Source organism: Microbulbifer mixtoriginis (SeqCode) (genome assembly GCF_052467235.1).
In genome coordinates this window covers 3,449,292-3,471,772 of record NZ_CP174305.1, presented here as the reverse complement: position 1 = coordinate 3,471,772, position 22,481 = coordinate 3,449,292, and the positions used below count along the sequence as shown (strand labels likewise).

Annotated in this window: 24 protein-coding genes and 1 tRNA gene; 10 read left to right on the top strand and 15 right to left on the bottom strand. The window is 49.4% G+C overall.

The features are described from left to right. Positions 1-27: 27 nt before the first annotated feature. From ccoP to ACJJIO_RS15110, 5 genes are all read right to left on the bottom strand, one after another. Entirely contained in the window at positions 28-936 is a 909-nt protein-coding gene (gene ccoP / locus ACJJIO_RS15130; protein WP_444885779.1) for a cytochrome-c oxidase, cbb3-type subunit III, read from the bottom strand. After that, positions 936-1,172, bottom strand: a complete 237-nt coding sequence (locus ACJJIO_RS15125) for a cbb3-type cytochrome oxidase subunit 3 (RefSeq protein ID WP_252084946.1) — start codon at positions 1,170-1,172, stop codon at positions 936-938. The genes ccoP and ACJJIO_RS15125 overlap by 1 nt, the downstream gene beginning before the upstream one ends. A gap of 18 nt (positions 1,173-1,190) precedes the next feature. Then, positions 1,191-1,808: a cytochrome-c oxidase, cbb3-type subunit II gene (ccoO, locus tag ACJJIO_RS15120; RefSeq protein ID WP_152452172.1), complete on the bottom strand. Its 618-nt coding sequence runs from the start codon at positions 1,806-1,808 to the stop codon at positions 1,191-1,193. An 11-nt stretch (positions 1,809-1,819) separates the two neighbouring features. Continuing rightward, positions 1,820-3,274: a cytochrome-c oxidase, cbb3-type subunit I gene (gene ccoN / locus ACJJIO_RS15115; RefSeq protein WP_444885924.1), complete on the bottom strand. Its 1,455-nt coding sequence runs from the start codon at positions 3,272-3,274 to the stop codon at positions 1,820-1,822. Positions 3,275-3,461: 187 nt separating this feature from the next. Beyond that, the gene (locus tag ACJJIO_RS15110; RefSeq protein ID WP_444908962.1) at positions 3,462-4,682 is read right to left on the bottom strand and encodes an argininosuccinate synthase; all 1,221 of its coding nucleotides are present in this window, start codon (positions 4,680-4,682) and stop codon (positions 3,462-3,464) included. 321 nt (positions 4,683-5,003) lie between these two features. Between ACJJIO_RS15110 and pyrC the strand changes: the two genes are divergently transcribed. From pyrC to ACJJIO_RS15095, 3 genes are all read left to right on the top strand, one after another. Next, complete coding sequence (gene pyrC / locus ACJJIO_RS15105; protein WP_252084943.1) at positions 5,004-6,035, top strand: dihydroorotase; 1,032 nt, start codon at positions 5,004-5,006, stop codon at positions 6,033-6,035. A 90-nt stretch (positions 6,036-6,125) separates the two neighbouring features. Then, the gene (rnt, locus tag ACJJIO_RS15100; protein ID WP_252084942.1) at positions 6,126-6,800 is read left to right on the top strand and encodes a ribonuclease T; all 675 of its coding nucleotides are present in this window, start codon (positions 6,126-6,128) and stop codon (positions 6,798-6,800) included. 174 nt (positions 6,801-6,974) lie between these two features. Then, positions 6,975-7,169, top strand: a complete 195-nt coding sequence (locus ACJJIO_RS15095; protein WP_252084941.1) for a PFL_1563 family small protein — start codon at positions 6,975-6,977, stop codon at positions 7,167-7,169. Between the two features lie 134 nt (positions 7,170-7,303). On the opposite strand, the gene secF is transcribed toward ACJJIO_RS15095, so the two are convergent. From secF to queA, 4 genes are all read right to left on the bottom strand, one after another. Then, complete coding sequence (gene secF, locus ACJJIO_RS15090) at positions 7,304-8,305, bottom strand: protein translocase subunit SecF (protein WP_252084940.1); 1,002 nt, start codon at positions 8,303-8,305, stop codon at positions 7,304-7,306. Between the two features lie 11 nt (positions 8,306-8,316). Continuing rightward, entirely contained in the window at positions 8,317-10,185 is a 1,869-nt protein-coding gene (gene secD, locus ACJJIO_RS15085; RefSeq protein ID WP_444891028.1) for a protein translocase subunit SecD, read from the bottom strand. 205 nt (positions 10,186-10,390) lie between these two features. Then, positions 10,391-11,509 carry a tRNA guanosine(34) transglycosylase Tgt gene (gene tgt / locus ACJJIO_RS15080; protein ID WP_444885925.1) on the bottom strand — a complete coding sequence of 373 codons (1,119 nt, stop codon included), beginning with the start codon at positions 11,507-11,509 and terminating at the stop codon, positions 10,391-10,393. A 14-nt stretch (positions 11,510-11,523) separates the two neighbouring features. Next, positions 11,524-12,597 (bottom strand): tRNA preQ1(34) S-adenosylmethionine ribosyltransferase-isomerase QueA, encoded by a 1,074-nt coding sequence (gene queA, locus ACJJIO_RS15075; protein ID WP_444888286.1) that lies wholly within the window; start codon positions 12,595-12,597, stop codon positions 11,524-11,526. Positions 12,598-12,775: 178 nt separating this feature from the next. On the opposite strand from queA, the gene ACJJIO_RS15070 reads away from it, so the two are divergent. The 4 genes from ACJJIO_RS15070 to ACJJIO_RS15055 all read left to right on the top strand — a co-directional run bounded on the left by ACJJIO_RS15070 (position 12,776) and on the right by ACJJIO_RS15055 (position 15,222). Beyond that, a tRNA-Leu gene (locus ACJJIO_RS15070) sits at positions 12,776-12,862 on the top strand. Between the two features lie 381 nt (positions 12,863-13,243). Further along, positions 13,244-13,687, top strand: a complete 444-nt coding sequence (locus ACJJIO_RS15065; protein WP_444908961.1) for a hypothetical protein — start codon at positions 13,244-13,246, stop codon at positions 13,685-13,687. Positions 13,688-13,697: 10 nt separating this feature from the next. Next, the gene (locus tag ACJJIO_RS15060) at positions 13,698-14,459 is read left to right on the top strand and encodes a hypothetical protein (protein ID WP_444908960.1); all 762 of its coding nucleotides are present in this window, start codon (positions 13,698-13,700) and stop codon (positions 14,457-14,459) included. A 19-nt stretch (positions 14,460-14,478) separates the two neighbouring features. Beyond that, the gene (locus ACJJIO_RS15055; protein WP_444908959.1) at positions 14,479-15,222 is read left to right on the top strand and encodes a DUF2971 domain-containing protein; all 744 of its coding nucleotides are present in this window, start codon (positions 14,479-14,481) and stop codon (positions 15,220-15,222) included. A gap of 148 nt (positions 15,223-15,370) precedes the next feature. On the opposite strand, the gene ACJJIO_RS15050 is transcribed toward ACJJIO_RS15055, so the two are convergent. Next, positions 15,371-15,619 (bottom strand): hypothetical protein, encoded by a 249-nt coding sequence (locus ACJJIO_RS15050; RefSeq protein ID WP_444908958.1) that lies wholly within the window; start codon positions 15,617-15,619, stop codon positions 15,371-15,373. 30 nt (positions 15,620-15,649) lie between these two features. Further along, positions 15,650-16,066, bottom strand: coding sequence for a hypothetical protein (locus ACJJIO_RS15045; RefSeq protein WP_444908957.1), 417 nt, complete (start codon positions 16,064-16,066; stop codon positions 15,650-15,652). A gap of 486 nt (positions 16,067-16,552) precedes the next feature. On the opposite strand from ACJJIO_RS15045, the gene ACJJIO_RS15040 reads away from it, so the two are divergent. Next, on the top strand, positions 16,553-16,984 hold the full coding sequence (locus ACJJIO_RS15040; protein ID WP_252084912.1) for a GFA family protein: 432 nt from the start codon (positions 16,553-16,555) through the stop codon (positions 16,982-16,984). 356 nt (positions 16,985-17,340) lie between these two features. Here ACJJIO_RS15040 and ACJJIO_RS15035 read toward each other — a convergent pair whose 3' ends face one another. Then, a complete protein-coding gene (locus ACJJIO_RS15035; protein ID WP_444885786.1) occupies positions 17,341-17,598 on the bottom strand; it encodes a hypothetical protein in 258 nt (85 codons plus the stop codon). Between the two features lie 43 nt (positions 17,599-17,641). Further along, a complete protein-coding gene (locus ACJJIO_RS15030; RefSeq protein ID WP_444908956.1) occupies positions 17,642-17,776 on the bottom strand; it encodes a hypothetical protein in 135 nt (44 codons plus the stop codon). A 760-nt stretch (positions 17,777-18,536) separates the two neighbouring features. Here ACJJIO_RS15030 and ACJJIO_RS15025 point away from each other — a divergent pair. Next, entirely contained in the window at positions 18,537-19,010 is a 474-nt protein-coding gene (locus ACJJIO_RS15025) for a LabA-like NYN domain-containing protein (protein ID WP_444908955.1), read from the top strand. A gap of 868 nt (positions 19,011-19,878) precedes the next feature. On the opposite strand, the gene ACJJIO_RS15020 is transcribed toward ACJJIO_RS15025, so the two are convergent. Next, on the bottom strand, positions 19,879-20,598 hold the full coding sequence (locus ACJJIO_RS15020) for a helix-turn-helix transcriptional regulator (RefSeq protein WP_444908954.1): 720 nt from the start codon (positions 20,596-20,598) through the stop codon (positions 19,879-19,881). Positions 20,599-20,773: 175 nt separating this feature from the next. On the opposite strand from ACJJIO_RS15020, the gene ACJJIO_RS15015 reads away from it, so the two are divergent. Next, positions 20,774-21,718, top strand: a complete 945-nt coding sequence (locus ACJJIO_RS15015; RefSeq protein ID WP_444908953.1) for an alpha/beta fold hydrolase — start codon at positions 20,774-20,776, stop codon at positions 21,716-21,718. A 72-nt stretch (positions 21,719-21,790) separates the two neighbouring features. Here ACJJIO_RS15015 and ACJJIO_RS15010 read toward each other — a convergent pair whose 3' ends face one another. Beyond that, the gene (locus ACJJIO_RS15010) at positions 21,791-22,069 is read right to left on the bottom strand and encodes a hypothetical protein (protein ID WP_444908952.1); all 279 of its coding nucleotides are present in this window, start codon (positions 22,067-22,069) and stop codon (positions 21,791-21,793) included. Positions 22,070-22,481 lie beyond the last annotated feature (412 nt).

The following is a 22,481-nucleotide window of genomic DNA, read 5'->3' as shown; positions in this document are numbered from 1 at the left end:
CAGCAAATGCCGGGCCTCAATAGTAAATTACTGCTGTTCTTCGTCCTGCTGGGACAGGCTGTAGACATAGGCCGCTACCAGGCGGATTTTGTCTTCACGCAGTTTATCTCTCTGCGCGGGCATCATATTGGATCGCCCACTGCGAATGGTGTGCTGGATCTGCTCCCGGCTGCTGCCGTAGAGCCACAGATCGTCGGTCAGGTTGGGAGCACCCAGGGCTTGATTACCCTTGGCGTCCATTCCGTGACAGGCCATACATACAGTGTTAAACACCTTCTGGCCTTCAGCAGCCATCGCCTTGTCGTGGTTTAGGCCATTGAGGGAGAGCACATACTCGGTGGCATTACGCACACCCTCTTCACCAATAATCGGACCTTGTGGAGGCATCATACCCTGACGCCCATTGTATAGGGTCTCAAGGATTTTCTCCGGGGTACCACCATACAGCCAGGCGTTATCGGTCAGGTTGGGGAAGCCAAAGTTACCGCCGGCATCGGCACCGTGACACACCGCACAGTTGTTAGCAAAGATTCGAGAACCCATTTTTAGGGCTTCCGGGCTCTGCGCAATCTGCTCAATAGGCATATCGAGGTATTTGCCAAACTGCTCGTCGAACTTTTCCTGGGCCTTAGCCTGGGAAGCTTCCAACGCGCCGACAGATGACCAGTCACCAAGACCTTTGAAGTTACCCAGGCCTGGGTAGATCACCAGGTATCCTGCAGAGAACACCAGTGTGGCGATAAACAGCATGAACCACCACTTGGGCAGAGGATTGTCGTACTCCTCAATACCGTCGTAGACGTGGCCGGTTGTTTTGTTTTCCGGTTCAGCCTGGTCGTCCACCGCAACCTTTCGGTTGGCGAACAACACCCAGGTAATCAACGCCAGATTGGCGAGGGTGAGTACAATTACCCACACACTCCAGAATGTACTCATTACTTATCCTGCCCCTGTTTTCGTTCAGTCCCGGGCTTTTGCCCGGATTTGGATTCGTCCTTCTGAGCAGCCGACGAATCATCCTTATCGGCTTGCTGCTCATCATCGGCAAATGGCAAATTGGCATCTTCTTCGAAGCGCTTCTTGCGCTTCGGAGAGAAAGCCCACCAGCAAATAGCCAGAAAGGCCAGTGATCCCAGAACCAGTCCGATTTCCCGCAAAGTTTCGATAGTCACGAGTTTCCTTCCTCGCTATTAGCGTTTTTGGGTAACCAGGGTACCCAGCTGTTGCAAGTAAGCGACCAGCGCATCAATTTCCTTCACCTTGCCACCTTTGAAAGGCTCGGCGGCATTGGCGATATCCTCATCGGTGTAGGGCACACCGACCAGGCGCAGCGCTTCCATCTTACGCGCGGTGTAATTACCAGTAACCACATTGTCGAACAACCAGGGGTAGGCCGGCATAATGGATTCAGGCACTACACTCCGTGGGTTGTACAGGTGAGCACGCTGCCATTCATCGGAATAGCGGCCGCCCACACGGGCCAGGTCAGGACCAGTACGCTTGGAGCCCCACAGGAAGGGGTGCTCGTACACGGATTCCTGTGCCATGGAATAGTGGCCGTAACGCTCCACCTCGGCGCGCAGTGGGCGCACCATCTGGGTGTGGCATACGTGACAGCCTTCGCGAATATAGATATCCCGGCCTTCCAACTGCAGTGCGGTCAGCGGCTTCTGACCCGGCAGCGGAGTGTAGTTTGCCTTGGTAAAGAACTGCGGGACAATCTCTACCAGAGCACCAAAGCTGATGGCGATAATGGTGAAAAAGATCATCCAGCCGATATTTTTTTCTACGATGTCATGATTCTTCACGATCTAAACTCCTATGCCGCAGGCACTGCACGAACGGTGTTATCGGCTTCGGCATCGTTTACTTTCTCAGTAATCGTGCGGTAGACGTTGTAAGCCATCAGCAGCATACCGACCAGGAACATGGCACCGCCCAACCAGCGCACCACATAGCCCGGGTGGCTCGCAACAACACTTTCCACGAAGCTGTAAGTCAGGGTGCCGTCGGCGTTGAAGGCGCGCCACATCAGACCTTGGGTAATACCGTTTACCCACATCGCAGCGATGTACAGAACCGTACCTACAGTAGCCAGCCAGAAGTGCGCGTTGATCAGCTTGGTGCTGTACATTTCGCGACGCTTCCACAGAACAGGAACCAGGTGGTACAGAGCACCGATAGAGATCATCGCAACCCAGCCCAATGCGCCGGAGTGTACGTGGCCCACAGTCCAGTCGGTGTTGTGAGACAGAGCGTTCACAGTCTTGATGGACATCATCGGGCCTTCGAAGGTGGACATACCGTAGAAGGACAGGGAAACCACCAGGAAGCGCAAGGTAGGGTCGGTGCGCAGCTTATGCCAAGCGCCAGACAAGGTCATGATGCCGTTGATCATACCGCCCCAGGAAGGCGCCAGCAGGATCAGGGACATTACCATCGCCAGGCTCTGCGCCCAGTCGGGCAGCGCTGAGTAGTGCAGGTGGTGACCACCGGCCCATACGTACAGGGAGATCAGTGCCCAGAAGTGCACGATAGAAAGCTGGTAGGAGTAAACCGGACGACCAGCTTGCTTAGGTACGAAGTAGTACATGATGCCGAGGAAGGCAGCAGTCAGGAAGAAGCCTACCGCGTTGTGGCCGTACCACCACTGGATCATCGCATCCTTGGTACCGGAGTAGATGGAGTAAGACTTGAACGGAGCAACCGGAATTTCCAAATTATTAATAATGTGGAGTACGGCAATGGTGATGATGTAAGCACCGAAGAACCAGTTGGCAACGTAGATGTGGGAAGTCTTGCGCTTCATGATGGTGCCGAAGAACACCAGTGCGTAAGCCACCCAAACTACGGCGATCAGGATATCGATCGGCCATTCCAGCTCAGCGTATTCCTTGGTGGAGGTGAAGCCCATCGGCAGGGTAATAGCCGCTGCCACGATAACGACCTGCCATCCCCAGAAGGTGAAGGGAATCAGCCAGCCGCCCCAAAGGCGAACCTGACAGGTGCGCTGCACCACATAGTAGGAGGTGGCAAACAGAACACTACCACCAAATGCGAAGATAACCGCATTGGTGTGCAGTGGCCGCAATCGCCCAAAGTGCGAGAAGGGCTGCCAGAAATCGTTCAGCTCGGGCCAGGCCAGCTGAGCCGCGATCAATACGCCCATGCCCATACCAAAGATGCCCCAGACCACGGACATGATGGTGAACTGGCGCACGATATTGTAGTCATAGTCCGGCACAGGGCCGGTCTTTGCCACCGTTGTCGTCATGTTTTTACTTCCGTTGCTTTTAAAATTCGGTTCCACTGAGCGGGCCTGGCCCACCACTGGGTCTGCAGCAGTCATGTATGAACCCGCTTATAACGTCGAAGGCATACACATAACTGTCACTGTTGGCCAGAAAAGGATTTAAGCGCATCCATTTCCAGCCTTGACTGATCTAAATCAACTAAGCCGACTAAATCAATTTTCTTCCTTTACCGGCGGCGATGCGCAGGCGCAGGGCATTGAGCTTGATAAAGCCCTCTGCATCTTTTTGGTTGTAGGCCCCGGCATCATCCTCGAAGGTAGCGATACGCTCATCGAAGAGGCTATCTAAAGAGCGGCGGCCTACTGCACTGACACTACCCTTGTAGAGTTTCAGGCGTACTTCACCATTCACCACTTCCTGGGATTCATCGATAGCGGCCTGCAACATACGGCGCTCAGGCGACCACCAGTAACCGTTGTACACAAGATCCGCGTAGCGTGGCATCAAGGAATCTTTCATATGCGCCACTTCACGATCCAGCGTAATGGACTCGATAGCGCGGTGCGCCTTCATCAAAATTGTTCCACCGGGAGTTTCGTAACAACCGCGGGATTTCATACCCACATAGCGGTTTTCCACAATATCCAGGCGGCCAATGCCGTTAGCTCCACCCAACTGGTTCAGTTTTTCCAACAGGGTGGCCGGGCTCAAACGCTCACCGTCGATTGAGACTGGATCACCTTTCTCAAAGCCGATGGTGATGTAAGTCGGCTCTTCTGGTGCGGCCTCCGGGCTCACACTCCAGCGCCACATGTCTTCCTCGGCTTCCGCCCAGGGATCTTCGAGGATGCCGCCCTCGTAGGAAATATGCAGCAGGTTGGCATCCATCGAGTAAGGGGATTTTTTCTTCGTAGAAGAGAAATCCACTGGAATCTTGTGCTGTTCGCAGTATTGCATCAGCTTTTCGCGGGAATTTAAGTCCCATTCGCGCCAGGGCGCGATTACCTGAATACCCGGCTTCAGTGCGTAGGCACCCAGCTCAAAGCGCACCTGGTCGTTGCCTTTACCGGTGGCACCATGGGAAATAGCATCGGCACCGGTTTCGTTGGCAATTTCAATCAAGCGCTTGGCGATCAGTGGGCGCGCGATAGAGGTGCCCAGCAGATACTCGCCCTCGTAAATCGCATTGGCACGGAACATCGGGAAAACGAAGTCCCGCACATATTCCTCGCGCAGATCGTCGATATAAATCTCTTTCACACCGAGCGCCTCGGCCTTGGCCCGCGCCGGTTCAACTTCCTCACCCTGGCCAATATCCGCAGTGAACGTCACTACTTCACAGCCGTAAGTATCCTGCAGCCATCGCACAATCACTGAAGTATCCAGTCCGCCGGAATATGCCAGTACTACCTTCTCGATTTTGCTCATTGCTGTCCTCTGCTGCTGGATTTTTGCCGCCACGATCAAAGTGCGGCGATTGGAATCACCTATCTGTGAAGTTTGTTTCGTTCTGGGGGAGGTTATTCTTGGAGGTATGCCCAGGCTCGGTATTTATGGGCACAATTAATACCCACACACTTTATCGGGGCGCGATTGTAGCGCCTCTGCTCGCAATCGACTAGCGCCAAGGTGAGAGTCTATACAATTGATTAACTTTTAACCGGTTCGCGCATCGCATTTTGACCCTGCATCGGGTAGCATGCGCGCCGCACAGAGACACTTCTACAGCAATTGATATCCTGGAGTACCATGACGGAGCAAATCACTCTTCGCGCCCCCGACGACTGGCATATTCACCTGCGTGACGGCACTGCCCTGGAACGCACCGTTGGCGATGCCGCCCGACAATTTCACCGCGCAATTGTGATGCCAAACCTGGTACCGCCCGTCACCACCGGTGAAGGCGCAGCCGCATATCGCGAGCGCATTCTCGCGCATATCCCAGCCGGCCGAACTTTTGAACCGCTGATGGTGATTTACCTCACCGACAAGACCGATGCCGAAGTGATTCGCCAGGCCCACGCCAGCGGCGTAATCGCAGCAAAACTCTACCCGGCTGGTGCCACCACCAACTCCGATTCCGGCGTAACTGACATCGCCAATATTTACCCGGCTTTGGAAGAAATGCAGTCCTGCGGCATGAAGCTGTTGGTACACGGTGAGGTCACCACCAGCGATATCGATATTTTCGACCGCGAGCAGGTATTTATCGAGAAGACCCTAGCGCGCCTGGTAGAAGATTTCCCCACTCTGAAAGTGGTTTTTGAGCACATCACAACCGCCAATGCCGCTGAGTTTGTGCAAAATGCCCGCGAAGGCGTTGCCGCGACGATTACCGCGCACCACTTGCTGTACAACCGCAACCATATGCTGGTTGGCGGTATTCGCCCGCATTTTTACTGCCTGCCAATTCTCAAGCGCGGCGATCATCAGTCCGCACTGATTGAAGCCGCCACCAGTGGCAGCCCGAAATTTTTCCTCGGCACTGACTCGGCCCCCCACGCGCACCACAAGAAAGAGCATGAGTGCGGCTGTGCCGGTTGCTACACCGCTTACTCCGCTATCGAGCTGTACGCCGAAGCCTTTGAGCGCGCCGGCAAGCTGGATAAGCTCGAGGGCTTCGCCAGCAATTTCGGCCCGGATTTCTACGGCCTGCCGCGCAATCAGGACACCATCACTCTGGTGAAGCAGCCCTGGGCACTTCCAGAGGCGCTGGATATGGGCGGCGAAAAGCTGATCCCCCTGGCCGCCGGTGAAACCCTGAACTGGAAGCTCGTATAATTCCAGTTCAAACCCTCGCGGGCCCAAGCCCGCGAATCCCCTACCCCGCCGGATTTATCCCGGCACAACTGAGATTTACAAGGACCCAAAGTGACCCCGGCCGAAGAACCCACAGGACCAAAGAGCTCCCTTGCCCAGCGATTTCGCGGCTTCCTGCCGGTTGTGATCGATCTGGAAACCGGCGGCTTTAATGCGCGCACCGATGCCCTGCTGGAAATTTCGGCGGTAATCCTGGATATGGATGAAGAGGGGAAACTTTTCCCGCTGGAAACCCACAGCTTTCACCTGGAACCATTCGATGGCGCCAATGTGGAGCAATCGGCGCTCGACTTTATCGGCATCGATCTGGAATCCCCCGAGCGCGAGGCCTGGCCCGAGGAAATCGCCCTGCCGGAAATGTTCCGCAAGATCCGCAGTGCCGTGAAGAAACACAGCTGCACCCGTGCCATTATGGTTGCCCACAACGCCCACTTCGACCTGGGCTTTGTGAATGCCGCGGTTGAACGGACCGGGATCAAGCGCAATCCCTTCCACCCCTTCTCCTGCTTTGACACCGCTACCCTCGCCGGACTCGCCTACGGCCAAACCGTGCTGGCCAAAGCCTGCCAGGTAGCCGGTATTGAGTTCGACAATAGCTGCGCCCACTCCGCCGAATACGACGCGGAAAAAACCGCAACCCTGTTCTGCGGTATCGTCAACAAATGGCGGGAGCTGGGTGGCTGGCCAGTGGCCAATACCGAACTCCTGGAGCAGGAGACCGAGTAATCCTCGTTCGGGCCAGTGCAACTGGCCCTCTCCCACAAACCGCCCTTTAGTGACAGTGCAACCTCTGTATATGGCGGCAAACTGTGCACTATGAGTGCCACTTAGGCAGTTGGATGCTTTTTTATCCAATTTGCTGTATGATGACTGGCCAACCCAAAACACCGGACAGTCACCGTGGCCAAAAAAGCATCCTCCTCTTCCAGTCGTAAGCAGACCGCCCCCTTAGAGACCAGCGAGAGTATTGAGGCGCAAGTGCAAGCCTTTTTGGAGAAGGGTGGCGAGATCGAGCAGGTCCCCAAGGGGGTCAGCGGCCAGACCAACACCTCCGGTCCCAAACATATCACTCTGGGCAAAAAACCTCGCAGCTAACTGTTTGCAACTAGCTCCGCAAATCACCCCACAGTGAAAACCCCGATTGCAGTGCTTACTTATCAGTGACTGAATAATCGGGATAAAAAAAGGCCGCTAAACAGCGGCCTTTTTTATTTGGAAGCTCTTCCCGATTAGGGCATTTCTTCCAGCTCTGCACCTTCCTTCACCGGCGGCATCAGATCCTCTTTGCTGATCTTCAATGCCATCAGCACGTTCGCAGCGACGTAAACAGACGAGTAAGTACCCACAACCACACCGACGATCAACGCCAGGGAGAAGTTGTGGATCAGCTCACCACCAAAGAACTGCAGTGCCCAAAGCACTAACAAGGTGGTGAAAGAGGTCATAAAGGTACGGCCCAGGGTCTGACTGATGGAGATGTTAATAATCTCCTCCGACTCTGCCTTGCGCACTTTACGGAAATTCTCGCGGATACGGTCGGATACCACGATAGTATCGTTCAACGAGTAACCGATCACCGCCAGCACCGCCGCCAGCACGGTCAGATCGAAGTCCAACCCCATCAGAGCAAAGAAGCCCAGCACAATAATGACGTCGTGCCCCAGTGCCGCTACCGCGCCAACCGAGAACTTGTACTGGAAGCGCAAAGCGACGTACATCATCACCAGTGCCAGCGCCACCAACATACCGAGGCCGCCATCGTCGCGCAGCTCGGCACCCACTTGCGGGCCGACCAGTTCGACCCGGCGCAGGGTAACGGTGCCCTCACTGCCGGCACGTAGAACCTCTACCACCTTGTCACCAATAGGCGTAGTGGTCTCCTGATCGGTGGCGCTAATACGAGTCTCTTCTTCGGCTACCTCTGGGGGCAACTTGATCATCAGCTCGTTATCGGAGCCGTAGTTAACAACCGTGGCGCCTTCGAAGCCGGCATCTTCCAACTGAGTGCGCACGTCGTTAATAAACGGAGTAACTTCGTAGCCCACTTCTACCTGGGTACCGCCGGTAAAATCCAGACCGAACTTCAGGCCCTTGGCCGCCAGTATCCCGATCGAAGCCAGCACCAGTACAACGGACAGCACGGTGGCAAACTTGCGCCAGCGCATAAAGTCGTACACGCGCTTGCCCATGTACTCGGTAATCTTTCCGCTTTCCACTTTGGTCTCACTCATGGCCAGCCTCCTTAAATCCAGAGTTTCTGTACACGGCGACCGCCGTAGAACAAATTGATGATTGCGCGTGTGCCCATGATGGCACTAAACATAGAGGTGAGAATACCGATAGACAGGGTCACCGCGAAGCCCTGTACCGGGCCGGAGCCGATAGCGTAGAGGATCACCGCCACAATCAGGGTAGTGATATTCGCATCCACAATGGTGCTGTAAGCATTATCGAAACCGGCACTAATCGCCGTTTGGGGAGGCATCCCATTCCTGAGCTCCTCCCGTATTCGCGAGAAGATCAGTACGTTGGCATCCACCGCCATACCCACGGTCAATACGATACCGGCGATACCGGGTAGCGTCAGGGTGGCACCGAGAATCGACATCACCGCCACCAGCAGAATCATATTGACCGCCAGGGCGATATTGGCGGCGAGACCAAATACCCGGTAGGAGATCAGCATACAAATAATGACTGCGAGCAGACCGATCTGTACCGATTGCACACCCACCTTGATGTTATCCGCACCCAAGGACGGGCCGATCACACGCTCTTCCACAAAGTACATGGGAGCCGCCAGCGCACCGGCGCGCAGCAGCAGGGCCAGTTCCTGGGCTTCTGCCGGGCTGTCCAGTCCGGTTACACGGAACTGTTTGCCCAGGGCGCTCTGCACGGTGGCCAGGCTGATAATCTTTTTATCTTCGGTTCTAACCTGCTCGACAATCTCATTGCCCTCGGCATCCATTTTGGTCTGCGGGGTAAAACGGGTCTCGATAAACAGGGTGCCCATTCGGCGGCCGACATTCTTCCAGGTGGCACGATGCATCAGCTCACCACCACGGGAATCCAGGGTGATATTTACCTGGGGAAGACCGCTCTCATCGTAGCCGACACGCGCATTGGTTACGCTGTCACCCTTGATGATGATCTTGCGCTCCAGCCAGGCGCCGCCGTACATCTGCTGTTGGCGCTCGCTGCGGTACTCGAAGTACTCCTTGTTGGTGACCAGCTCATCGGGGCGGGCCTCCATACGGTATTCCAGGTTGGCGGTCTTACCGATAATCCGCTTGGCTTCGGCAGTGTCTTGAACACCGGGCAGCTCCACCACAATACGGTTGCGCCCCTGGCGCTGTACGATCGGCTCGGCCACACCCAGCTCATTCACCCGGTTGCGCAGGGTGGTGAGGTTCTGGGAAACCGCGTAATCCTCAAGTTGCTTGATCTCTTGCTCAGACAAGGTGGCCCGGATTTCCAGGTTCTCGCCACTGCCGGTCTCGCGCAGTTGCAACTGCGGGAATTCCTTGCGCATGGTGGAAAGGGCCAGGCTGCGCAGCTCCTCGTTGCGGAAGCGCGCCACAATCTCGCGATCGTCGATCAGGTTAACGCTACGGTAACGGGCCTTGGCCGCGCGCAGTTTGGTTTTCACATCCTGCACATAGCCTTCCATATTGGTTTTTACGATGGTGTTGGTATCCACCTCCATCAGGAAGTGCACACCACCAGCCAGGTCGAGACCCAGCTTCATCGGGCTGGCGCCGATATCACTGAGCCACTGGGGGGTAGTCGATGCCAGGTTTAGAGCAACCACGTAATCGCTGTGCCCCAGAGCCTCCTGAATCGCGCGCTTGGCAGGTAGCTGCTGGTCGATGGATTCGAGGCGAATCAAAATCGCCTTGTCACCCACCTCACCACCGAAGTGGGGAATACCCGACTCATCCAGGGCTTTGCGTGCCTTGGTGAGGACATTCTCGTCCATCTCCATGGCACTGGACTGCCCGGAAATCTGCACCGCAGGGTCCGGCTTGTAGAGGTTGGGCGCGGCGTAGATCAGGCCGAAGGCCACAACCGCGAGAATCAGAAAGTACTTCCAGATCGGGTAGCGATTCATGCTGTTCTCATTGTTCTAGTGTGACCCCGAGGGCCGGTAAATCTTGGCAATCTGCCTGGATATGTGGGCGCAGTACACAAATTGCAAGGTGCACAGCCGCCGACAAAAGTGGGAGCGATTATACGGGGATCGAATGAACGGACAAATGACAGGGGCACAATCGTGCGATCGACTGTGCCCCAGATAGGATAAAAGTGCGACAGGGTTAGGCCTGCAGTGGCGGAACCTCGCGGCCCAGGCCGCGGTAGAACTCCGCGACATACGCCTCCAGCTCATTGGCGGCAATGGCGTCGCGCAGCTTTTGCATCAGACGCTGGTAGTGGCGCAAATTGTGAATCGTATTCAGCTGCGCACCGAGAATTTCACCACAGCGATCTAGATGATGCAGGTAAGCGCGGGAGAAATTCTCACAGGTGTAGCAATCGCACTCTTCCTCCAAGGGGCCCGTATCGTGGCGGTGCTTGGCGTTGCGGATTTTCACTACGCCTTCAAAGGTAAACAGATGGCCGTTGCGCGCATTGCGCGTGGGCATGACGCAGTCGAACATATCCACACCACGGCGAACCGCCTCGACAATATCCTCCGGCTTGCCCACGCCCATCAGGTAGCGCGGTTTATCTTCCGGCATCTTGTGCGCCAGGTGATCCAGTACCTTGATCATCTCTTCTTTCGGCTCACCCACAGACAAGCCGCCAATGGCATAGCCATCAAATCCAATCTCAGTCAGGCCGCGCAGGGACACATCGCGCAACTCCGGGTACATACCACCCTGCACAATACCGAACAGCGCCGATGGGCTATCGCCGTGAGCCTTCTTGGAGCGCTCCGCCCAACGCAGGGACAACTCCATAGATTTGCGCGCTTCATCGGTGGTGGCCGGATAAGGCGTGCACTCATCGAAGATCATGACGATATCGGAACCCAGGTCCCGCTGAACGCGCATGGATTCTTCCGGATCCAGGAATACCGGACTGCCATCGATCGGCGAGCGGAAAGAAACCCCCTCTTCGGTAATCTTGCGCAGCTCACCCAGGCTAAACACCTGGAAACCGCCGGAGTCGGTGAGGATCGGGCCGGACCACTGGGTAAAATCGTGCAGATCGCCGTGGGCTTTAACCACTTCCGTACCCGGGCGCAGCATCAGGTGGAAGGTGTTTCCCAGAATAATCTGTGCACCGATCCCTTCGATATCCCTCGGCAACATGCCTTTCACGGTGCCATAAGTGCCCACCGGCATAAACGCCGGGGTTTCCACCACACCGCGAGGGAAACGCAAGCGACCGCGACGGGCCTTGCCATCAGTGGTATCCACTTCAAACTGCATAAAACATTCGCGGCTCACTGGGTATCTCCTTTCGCTGGTGCGACTTCTTCTTTTTTGGCATTGGGATCGCGGGTAATAAACATGGCATCGCCGTAACTAAAGAAGCGGTAACGCTCCTCAACTGCGGCCTTATAGGCGGCCATCGTATGCTGGTACCCGGCAAAGGCGCTCACCAGCATCAATAAGGTGGATTCCGGTAGATGGAAGTTGGTGACCAACTTATCCACAACCTGGAATTCATAACCGGGATAAATAAAGATATCTGTCTCTCCCACGGTGGCCTGTAACTGGCCACTGCGCGCCGCACTTTCCAGCGCGCGCACGCTGGTGGTACCCACCGCAATCACGCTGCCATTGCGCGCGCGGCAAGCGGTTACCGCATCCACCACTTCCTGGGAGACATCCAGCACTTCGCTGTGCATCTGGTGCTCGTAAATATTGTCCACGCGCACCGGCTGGAAAGTACCCGCCCCCACATGCAGGGTAACGAAGACAACCTCGACACCTTTATCCCGCAGCGCACCGATCATTTCATCATCAAAGTGCAGCCCCGCCGTCGGCGCCGCCACTGCACCGGCGTTGCGGCCGTATACGGTTTGGTAGCGTTCCCGATCACTGGCATCGTCTTCTCGATCAATATAAGGAGGCAGCGGCATATGGCCGAGGCGATCCAGAATCGCCAGCACACCTTCTTCTTTGGGGAAGGACAATTCAAACAGTGCATCCTTGCGGCCGGTCACCTCTATACGGGTACCGTCTTCAAGGACAATGGTAGAACCGGGTTTGGGCGACTTGCTGGAGCGCACATGGGCCCAGATATCCGTCTCGTTGAGCACCCGCTCCACCAGGATTTCCAACTTACCGCCGGTCTCCTTCTGCGCGAACAAACGCGCCGGGATCACCCGGGTATCGTTAAAGACTATCAGGTCACCAGCTTGGACCTGGTCGAGAATATCTGGGAACTGCCGATGTGCAATGGCCCCACTGGGCCCATCCAGACACAAAAGACGGCTGCCACGGCGCTCTTCAGTAGGCGCGCGGGCGATCAGCTCATCGGGCAGATGAAAGTCAAAGTCCTGACGCTGCATGGAATCCTGGAAATCTAGAAACTATGGAGAGGCCGCGAAGGTTATAGGAAATTTTAGGAGCTGTTAACTGGGACGACAGAAAATGCGCTAAGTTATTGAAATCACTGGTTGACCCAGACCAAAGCATTGCTATAATCACGCCCTCTTCGCACCGACCCCAAGGTCGAACAGCGAAAGTGCCAGAGTGGTGAAATTGGTAGACACAGGGGATTCAAAATCCCCCGCCCTTAAAAGCGTGCCGGTTCGAGTCCGGCCTCTGGTACCATCTCTCAAACCCGCGTCAGCTCTAGCTTTCGCGGGTTTTTTAATTCTGACTTACCTTCCCTAAATTTTGAAGAATGGCGCTCAAAATCTCCAGAGTGTCCACATTGTGTCCACACAGGATTTTTTTGACTCTCCCTTGCCCACATGTGGACACCATCTATCTATTGCTTTTCCCTTGTGAAACCCCTCTTCATTTCTCTTCACAACTCTTCAAAGTGTGAAATCCAATTCTTGCCCAAACCCCGCACCAGCTCAGGCCAGGGCCGCTAGTCTCATTTCATTAACTAAAAGAGCGCCAAAAATCGGCAGGCGTGGGGAGGAGTGACCGGCGGTCATTTTTCCTGCACAATTATTGATCACACAAAATCAGAGGGAGCTGGTTATGCGAATTTTTAAGGGGTTTTTAAGGGCTGGGGTGTGCTTGATAGCTTTGACTGGCTGCCAGGACGCAATGAAGGAAAATGAAATCCATCCAACGGCAGACAACCTGATAGAAGTTGATCCAAGCCGGCTAAAAATTATAGAAATCAAGGAAGGCGATAATGGCATCCTGGTTGTTGTTGGTGAATCATCAAACCGCCTTTGCGACATTAGAGTAAGTGAAGCAACTCTGAATCAACTCGTCGCCACCAACTCCATTGAAGAAAGAAGAATAAAAGCTAAATGTCTTTGGGATGGAGCCACTTACAGTCTCTACCCTTCACCTTTTTCTACAGCCGTACTACGCATTGACGAATCAAGGGTCACGATTGACCTTCAACTGCTAGACCCTAAAAATAAAAAATTTCTAGCACTTACAAAAATTGAGAAAAATATTCACAAGTGAGGTAAGAGCTATGCTCGCTGTTATGACCTGGGTGCCATTACTACTAACTGCAATCTGCAGTGGTGCCGCCGCTTATTTCGGGGCCTATCTAAAAGAGGCTGGAAAACTGCGTAAACTTAATGAGTCACTAGATGAAACCACTGAACAAATTAGATCGCACACCCAAGCAGCTGAAGAAGTAAGAAGCAAACTATCCAAAGAAATGTGGGTTGAACAACAAAAATGGGAGTTCAAAAGAGATTTATACCTTCCCATGCTAGATATACTTGTTGAACTTCATGAAAAATGCCTCAAGGCGAACAAAATCATGGATAAGATTGGAAATCTTGATAATGAAGACTGGGATCGATATCAATCAGATAGAAATAGCATTATGAACGAAACGAAGGAGTACATCTCAAGAGAGGTTGAACCTATAGAAGAAAAACTATGGACACTTACTCTAAAAAAAGGCAACTTATTTTTAGATTATGAAATAACCCAGCACATCGAAAACCTTCGCAACGCAGAAAATATTCGTAGTCGAGAATCATTTAAACAATATCAAAATGATGTGAAAAACGGTCGAGCTTCCGTTGATGATATTAATTCATATCATAGTGAAGAGATTTCAATATCGTACAAATCTGAAGCCGTAGAAAAAGCCTACAAATTATTATTAGATTCAGCAAGGCGAGATCTTGCGTTAATCGCAAAACCCATCAATCCCACAGGTAAAAAAAGTAAAACTTTAAGGCCTTCAGAAACACATACTGAGAACTGCCCCGCGTAAATATTGGATCAACATGGTTATGTCTCCCTACCTAAAAGAAATAGATCTTGATAAATATATATACAGAATAATCTCTCTGGAAAGACTTCTAGAACTTTTTGCAACGAATGAAAACACACTTGTAAAACCTGAACTCTGGGAAGACACATTCGAAAACTTCATACTAAAGAGAAAAGTTAAGCAAGAAACAGGCGAGATAAAAGAGTTTGATCTTCACAATTATATATTCGGGCAATGCTGGACTCTTGCTAGTTCATCTGACGCTATGTGGAGAATTTACTCCCCCAACAAGGACGGCATAAGAATTAGGGTAAAAATTCGCGACTTAATAAGTAGCCTGCATGATGCACAGAGCAGTAAATGGCCAAAAGATATGACATGCTGCATAGGAAAAGTTGAATATTTAAGCGAAGACAAATTAATGGAAAGAGCAAATTCTACATTTTCTGGCAATGGAATAGAGGTCAGAAAAATATTTGGAAGTTTGCTCTTAAAGCGAAAAGCATTCGAACACGAAAACGAAGTTAGACTTTTATACCAAAACTGGGAAACTGACAAACCGGGGAAAATTTACAGGTACAAAATAAACCCTCACAATTTAATAAGCCAGATAATGATTGATCCCCGAAGGAAAGAGAGAGAGTTCAGCACCTTGAAAAAGATTATCATCAAAGCAACTGGATATAAGGGAGATATTAAAAGATCCTTACTATATAGGCTTCCAGAAGATACAATTCTTGATTACATGAAAGATCAAGCATAGTAATCGCACCAACTCATTGGCGTCATTAAAAATCACATAAAAACTTAGCAGAAGAAAGAATTTATACTCCTAAGTTCAGCATAGAAATCCAGCGCAGCCTGGATTTCTATCACGTCCATACTTATTCGTCGAGTGTGGCATCTTATTACTAGCACGTACTTTCTCTTTCCACCAACACCCCGCCCCGCTCAACCGAGTACTCAGTAAACTTGCCTGTCACAATATCCAAAATCTGCAACCAAGAATAAAATTCCGCTTTCTTAGACTTCGCAATTTCTTCCGCCAGCTCCATTGCCGCTTCTTCAGAAGGTGCGGAACCTCTGAAACTCTTTGCTCCGCCATTCATCAAGTGAACTCGTTCTGCGAATATGGCGTACCTGTTTACTCTATTATTCATAACTTCTCTCCTTTTAAGTGTATAACCAGCTTAAGCCCGAACCGCGCTAAGCTGAGATTTCAAACTATCCGCACTGCTCTTGTGCCCGTTAATTGCCGCCTCCTGGTCTGGTTTTTTGCCATTACTGGGGTGCGTGTGTGTAGCGAGTGTGCCGGCCAAGGCCGACACTACGCCGATTAAATCTTCTAATACCTTCAGCACATTTAAAGATTCACTACCTAACCAAACCTTGCCGCCGTCTTTTACTTTGATGGTTTGGCGGACCTTGGCCACTGATTCGCGAATATTTCCCATCTGTTCTTTTAAGTCGCGCCCCACTGAAATATTAATATCACTGCCGCTTGTAATATTTAGATTGTCTAGGGCTGACAAGTTCAGGCCACCAGCAGATAAGAAACGTAAAGCTCCAAGAAATTCAATTATTTTTACGCCGGCCATTTCTTCCACGGAATGCTCATGGACTTGTCGGTGCTCGCTTTCACAGCTTGTCTTTATTTCGGCGGCCTCTGTAATTCCGTGTAATAATTTCTCGCGTATATCCCCGTGGGTTTCCCGGCTCCAGTCTGTGCTGTCATCCACTTTTAGTCACACTGAGTCGCATTGCTGCCACATTAAACTCTACGGTCGAGTGCTAGGGGCCCTACCCCGTGCGATAACACCGTACGAACAAATGGCTCATCAGCCATTGCCTGCATAGTGCAGCGATAGCGGTACAAAAAACAGGCAAGCAATCAAATGAAAAACCTCTACCATCTCGTAATTTATATCGAAATAGGACGGATAAATAACTAGCCAAGCTACCAACATTTATGTTTACATCACGTTGTGTGATCTGCATTTATGATTCAAACAAATCATCTTGTCGATAATAAAAAAGCATACTTAATTTAGATTCTTATTTTAAGCCAACTTTTACATCTACAGGCTCAATATATGAATAGTGAGAATACAATTACTTCCGGTGGTTGCTTGTGTGGAGCTGTGCGGTACGAGGTTAAAGGGCCACTACGCAACGTAGTTAACTGTCATTGTAGTATGTGTCAAAAGTTGCATGGAAGTTTCGGCCCTCACACAAAAGCTCGCAAAATAAATATCAAGATAACAAAAGATGACGGGCTGGCGTGGTATAAAACATCAGAAGTGGCCCGCAGAGGCTTCTGCCAGCAATGTGGCTCAAGCCTATTCTGGGAACCATTTAATCTCGATGCAACTGGAATTATTGCGGGCTCACTAGATGGCCCAACCGGGTTGAAAACTATGGGGCATATTTTCACTGGCGAAAAATCTGATTTTTACGAAATTGATGACGATCATCCTCAATTCAAAAAGTCATCAAATGGACAGCTTGTCAACGACTACAAATAAATCATTGTTTTTTTGACTGAGGGAAAACCACAGACCTAAACGAAGAAAAGAAACATAAAATTAATCTTTCGGTCATAGGCTCAACCCCTATCTGACCGAAAATAATCAATTTAAATAGCAAGTGAGCTGTCACCTAAGTGAAAATATCGACTTTAGTGACAGCTAAAATTAAAATTGGAACAGTGCAAAACAACATAGCTAATAGCCTTTTGGCAGTAAAACAACCTCTCAGGAAAGGGGGTTTCCTGGCCACTCTCGCAACGGTTAAGGCTCCCTTCTATGATGCCTTCTTCTATGATGCCCTCTTCACTTTTATCGAACTTGACTGAAACCAGAGGGTGTCATTAATTAGCTATTCAGTTTTTACTATCCGGACACTCTCTTTCCTCCAACACCCCACCGGTCTTGATTGAATACTCGGTATAGTTACCAGTCATAATATCGAGAATTTGCAGCCAAGAATAAAACACCGCTTTTTCAGACTTAGCAATTTCTTCTGCCAGATCCATGGCGGCTTCTTCTGTGGGTGCAGAATCCCTAAAACTTTTTGCACCGCCATTCATCAAATGAATTCGTTCGGCAAAAATTGCGAATCGATTGATCTTTCTTCCCATGATCTATCTCCTTTTCGATAAAACTGCTTAAGCCCTTACATCCTTATGCAGGGGCTGCCAGCCAATCCATACTGCGCTCGACCTCCCGCATCTGCGTCAATGTCAGATCCAACTCCTTGCGCAGATTTACACCTACAGAAACTGAAAAGCTGCGCACGTACTTCGTATAATTCAGCATACAGATAGCATACATTGCTCGGTTGTCATAATCCGAACGATACCGGCAAATCCGGACAGGCTCCCCGTCGAAAATGATGCTTCTGGTTCCCATGACTACCCATACCAAACTACTGTACATGCATACAGTATAAGATATGGTGATCCTGCTTTGTCAACCCACAATGGACTCAACATCCTTAATGAGCCCTGAATAGGCTAAAAATCAATCTGTTATCACAAAGTGGGGTCTTGAAGATTTTTGAGGTCTGAATGAGTCGCGGAATAAACTGGGATCTGTTAAACAACGAAAAATCGTTAAATAACATTACTAAAAGTTGGTCGTTCAGAAAGGTAGCCCTGCACCAATTGCAAGTAGTCAAGGGAGACTGAACTCCATTCAACGCTACTCTACTTATTAAGAGAAACAGATTTTCTGAAATACGGCCTGAATAACCGATTTAAGCGCTCACTAGCTTATCTTGGTTTATATCGTTGAGTAGATAGCGCTAACTTGGTCGATCAGCACAATTATTCACTAATGGTAGAAGGCATTCCAATCGTTCAGTTTGCACAGCATTGAATTTATATACCATCACTTTGCCAATACATGCTGTCATTTTTAATAGCCTGTTTTTATAATTCAGAACATTCAAAATTTAGTATTGACTAACAATTGTCACTTGAAATTAAAAGGCGAGCAACATAAAGTACCCACTTAAGTAATAACACTTAATATCGCTATTTTTAGTATCAGGCTTTTAACATCATTGGATTATCAAATGGAAAAGGTTGCCATTCTTGTTGACGTGCAGAATGTTTATTACACATGTAGGCAAATCTATAAACGAAACTTTGATTATAATAAGTTTTGGTCTGAAGCAACTAATGGAAGGAAAGTCGTAAAAGCCGTGGCCTATGCTATCGACCGCGGCGATAGAAAACAGTATCAATTTCAAAATATCTTAAGATCTATCGGTTTTGAGGTGAAACTAAAACCCTTCACTCAACGGTCCGATGGTTCCGCCAAAGGTGATTGGGATGTGGGGATAACGATAGATGCGATGGAATATTCAAGCTTAGTAGACACTATAGTTTTAGTTTCAGGTGATGGTGACTTTGATATTCTTGTGCATAAGCTCAGATTAGATAGAGACAAAAAGGTTGAAGTATATGGCGTACCAGAGTTGACCGCTGCCACATTATTCAACGCGGCAAGTAAATTTATTCCAATTGATAACAAGCTTTTACTTTAACAACTATCTATCTAAGTATACGGCTCTTTTATAGGCTAATATGCATCTATAGGAACCCAGCATAAACTCCAAAGCCAAACATCAAAAAAGGAGCCTGGTGCTAACTTGAAAGTTTTATACAGGAAGTATGATTCTCGATACACTTGACTCTCTGTGACTACAATTCAATTAAACAAATAAAAACTTCGAAAATTATACGGCTAGCTAATGCGAAGAATCAAACTTTTGAAGTTTTATTATGATGAATGGAAAGGATTTGCTTTAATAACTCTCTTTTTTTTATTAGTTCTGCTACACGTAATCAACCTAGCGAGTAATACTGAAAAGGTAATAGAACAGAACGGCAGAATTACATCAAAATATCACCATGGTTTTTCTAGTGCAGGTAGAAAGGGGACGCTAGAGTATTCATATAATGTAGAACTGAATAATAGGAGTGTGATTCAGGTAGTTAGTGATTTGAATCTAAGTATAGGTGATACTGTTTGTGTCGCAAGTATAACCTATAAAAACAGCTTGAGAGTTGCCCAGTATGTAATAGAGACTAAAGGAGTGTGCCGTCAATAACGAGTTACAGAAATAGAACAGGAATATATCTCCGTACTGACTTAATCATATCTATACGATTACTTGAACGATCAATAGAAGTATGATGTCACAAACCTTGTAAAGATTAGTCAGACTATATCAATGGGAAAGATATAAGCTTAAGTGAAAACAGTCAGAAACTTTTAAAAGCTTAGTATGGATTGTTGACTTATTTCGTAATGACGCACTCATAACTCTTATAAAAAAGCCTGAATAAATACAGTATTTTACTCTAAAAACGAAAAAAACCGAAAGATTAGCCTTTGTAAGCTCGTAAAGATTAACGAGATAAATCCTGAATTGGAGAGACACTATCTTCGAATAAAACATGTCGGCGTCGAAATGTTTTGCCCTTAAGGTATTCCGGATTACTGATTCTGTCCATTCGAAAATGACGGAAGTCTTTGCGTGCGGGATCCCAAGCTACCAAATACCATAGAGGTGGCAAAATCAGCATCGCCTGTGGCTCAACAACCCTACTGGTTACAGATCCCTTTGCATCACGGTATTGGAAGCTTAGTTGTAACCGCTGGAGAAAAGCTGTCTCGAAAGTGGGGAGCAACGCGGGCTCCATTTCCTGAATATTTGATACGTCTACGTGTGGTGAAAGCTTACCGATATATAAGCATTCTAAAAACCGGCGTAAATCACGTACTTTGTCCGGTGGCAAAGCCTTCTCTATTTTGGCAAGCCCAGTATCTGCAAGCCCCGAAAAAGGTAAATTCCCGGCTGCACGCATTGATGCAACGCTGATAAGGAGTGCAAAGACCTCGGCAACCGAGAGGCGCGCTGTGGTTTGGACCGATTGCGGGTCTAATTGCAGACCGCCCCCAGGACCAGGGTCAGAATGGATAACAAAGCCCTCATCGCGCAGTGCGCTAATATCACGCAACACTGTACGCCTGGATACACCGACCTCTTCTGCTAAGTCAGCAATCGTAGAAGTACCATTTCGGCGAAGGCTGCGCACGATGGCGTCTTGTCGAAGGCGAACACTCATTTTGTAAAGATATTATTAAATAGTGACATTATTTGGCACCATTTGATTTTAGCCTATGTCTGTTCTTTTCAGCAAAGGAGTTCTGAAATTGCAACGCACATCCGTAGCCCCAAGTCGAAGAAAAGGGGCTGTCCGGCACATAAGGCATTGTTGAGCCTCAATAAGGAGAAATACATTGTTTAATCTAACCGAATTCCCCAAGCCCACTCTTATTCCAGTCAACGGCGTTGAGTTAGAAGTCTTTGAAGCAGGTCAACAGAATACGGGAAAACCAATTGTGCTTTGTCACGGCTGGCCAGAACATGCCTATTCTTGGCGCCACCAGCTGCCTGTACTTGCCGAAGCCGGCTACCACGTTATCGTTCCAAACCAGCGTGGTTATGGCAATTCATCCCGTCCTGCCGATATAACTGATTATGGCATTGAAAACTTGTCGGGTGACCTCGTCGCGCTTCTTGATCACTACGGATACAAAGATGCCACCTTTGTCGGCCATGATTGGGGTGCAATGGTGGTTTGGGGGCTTGCGTTATTACATCCAAACCGGGTCAATAAAATTATAAATATGGCCTTACCTTACCAGGCTCGCACAGAAAAGCCTTGGGTCGAGTTTATGGAAGAATTCCTAGGAAGCGACTACTACATTGTTCACTTTAACCGACAGCCAGGCATCGCGGACACTGTGTTAGATGCAAATACTTCACAATTCCTTCGCAATATATTCCGCAAGAACGTACCTCCAGCACCACCAGAGCCTGGAATGATGATGATCGATCTCGCCAAAGCAGAAGCGCCACTTGGGGAGCCCTTAATGAGTGATAGCGAACTGGCTATTTTTGTTTCCGCATTTGAGAAAACAGGGTTCATGAGCAGTATTAATTGGTATAGAAACCTTGACCGAAATTGGCAGATCTTGGCAGATGTAGAGCCAACCATCCAAAAGCCAGCACTTATGATTTACGGCGATCGAGACTTGATCCCTAAGGCTCCAAACTTAAAAGAGTTCGTTCCTAATGTTGATATAGTCAGTCTCAACTGCGGCCATTGGATTCAACAGGAAAAACCGGAAGAGACAAATCAGATCATTCTAAAGTGGTTAGAAAAACAGGATGCCACTTAGCGTAAAAGGCTATTCGATATAAAAAGTATTTAATTAAAGCATTTGAGTAATTTACGGGTACACTAAAACCCACTATTTCTCGTTACTCAGATACTTTTCTCGTACTTGATTAATCATGCCACCAGCCTCTAGCACTTCGATTTCATCTGCTGACAAGTCACTGCGCAGATTAATACTCTCGCCGGATGACTTAATCAAAAGCTTTACAGAATTGTTTGATTTCAGTTGTGCTATTGGCTTCTCAATCACAAGAATTGAATCTTGCTCAAGTTGATCGTAATCATCAAAATTCCCACTCAGTAGTGGCAGTACACCAAAGTTAATGAGATTGCGCCGGTGGATACGAGCCATGAGAACTTTCACTCCATAACCACTGATAGCAGCTGGTGTAGTGGCTGCACATACCCGTACAATACAGGGTCCAACTACAGCGCTCCTCAATACTGGCATTCAACTGAGAACTCAGAAAAATTTAGAATCTATCTCGTGGACGTAATACGTATCAAGAATGTAATTCCATTAAAATGTTCCAGGAAAGTAATGTAGCATTTTTTGACCCCAACCTAGTCCCCTTCTGTGTATCTAAAATAGTTTTGAATAACACAACAACAATCAATTCACCTGTGTGTCAACCCATGTTATCCAGAGAAACATTATAACCAAAACCTACATTTGCTTTTATTGGAATTTATTCTTCGATATCGGATGGTTCGTTTTATTATGAGACTTTAGCCCCAAAACGATTAGTTGATATTTTTAGCGC

Coding starts and splice junctions, on each gene's coding strand:
- ACJJIO_RS15055 (WP_444908959.1), top strand. CDS start 14,479: ATGTCTCCCTACCTAAAAGAAATAGATCTTGATAAATATATATACAGA.
- ACJJIO_RS15050 (WP_444908958.1), bottom strand. CDS start 15,619: ATGAATAATAGAGTAAACAGGTACGCCATATTCGCAGAACGAGTTCAC.
- queA (WP_444888286.1), bottom strand. CDS start 12,597: ATGCAGCGTCAGGACTTTGACTTTCATCTGCCCGATGAGCTGATCGCC.
- ACJJIO_RS15020 (WP_444908954.1), bottom strand. CDS start 20,598: ATGAGTGTTCGCCTTCGACAAGACGCCATCGTGCGCAGCCTTCGCCGA.
- secF (WP_252084940.1), bottom strand. CDS start 8,305: ATGAGTGAGACCAAAGTGGAAAGCGGAAAGATTACCGAGTACATGGGC.
- ACJJIO_RS15010 (WP_444908952.1), bottom strand. CDS start 22,069: ATGGCTCGTATCCACCGGCGCAATCTCATTAACTTTGGTGTACTGCCA.
- ACJJIO_RS15025 (WP_444908955.1), top strand. CDS start 18,537: ATGGAAAAGGTTGCCATTCTTGTTGACGTGCAGAATGTTTATTACACA.
- ACJJIO_RS15040 (WP_252084912.1), top strand. CDS start 16,553: ATGAATAGTGAGAATACAATTACTTCCGGTGGTTGCTTGTGTGGAGCT.
- secD (WP_444891028.1), bottom strand. CDS start 10,185: ATGAATCGCTACCCGATCTGGAAGTACTTTCTGATTCTCGCGGTTGTG.
- ccoP (WP_444885779.1), bottom strand. CDS start 936: ATGAGTACATTCTGGAGTGTGTGGGTAATTGTACTCACCCTCGCCAAT.
- ACJJIO_RS15030 (WP_444908956.1), bottom strand. CDS start 17,776: ATGCTGAATTATACGAAGTACGTGCGCAGCTTTTCAGTTTCTGTAGGT.
- tgt (WP_444885925.1), bottom strand. CDS start 11,509: ATGCAGTTTGAAGTGGATACCACTGATGGCAAGGCCCGTCGCGGTCGC.
- ACJJIO_RS15035 (WP_444885786.1), bottom strand. CDS start 17,598: ATGGGAAGAAAGATCAATCGATTCGCAATTTTTGCCGAACGAATTCAT.
- ccoN (WP_444885924.1), bottom strand. CDS start 3,274: ATGACGACAACGGTGGCAAAGACCGGCCCTGTGCCGGACTATGACTAC.
- ACJJIO_RS15065 (WP_444908961.1), top strand. CDS start 13,244: ATGCGAATTTTTAAGGGGTTTTTAAGGGCTGGGGTGTGCTTGATAGCT.
- pyrC (WP_252084943.1), top strand. CDS start 5,004: ATGACGGAGCAAATCACTCTTCGCGCCCCCGACGACTGGCATATTCAC.
- ACJJIO_RS15060 (WP_444908960.1), top strand. CDS start 13,698: ATGCTCGCTGTTATGACCTGGGTGCCATTACTACTAACTGCAATCTGC.
- ACJJIO_RS15110 (WP_444908962.1), bottom strand. CDS start 4,682: ATGAGCAAAATCGAGAAGGTAGTACTGGCATATTCCGGCGGACTGGAT.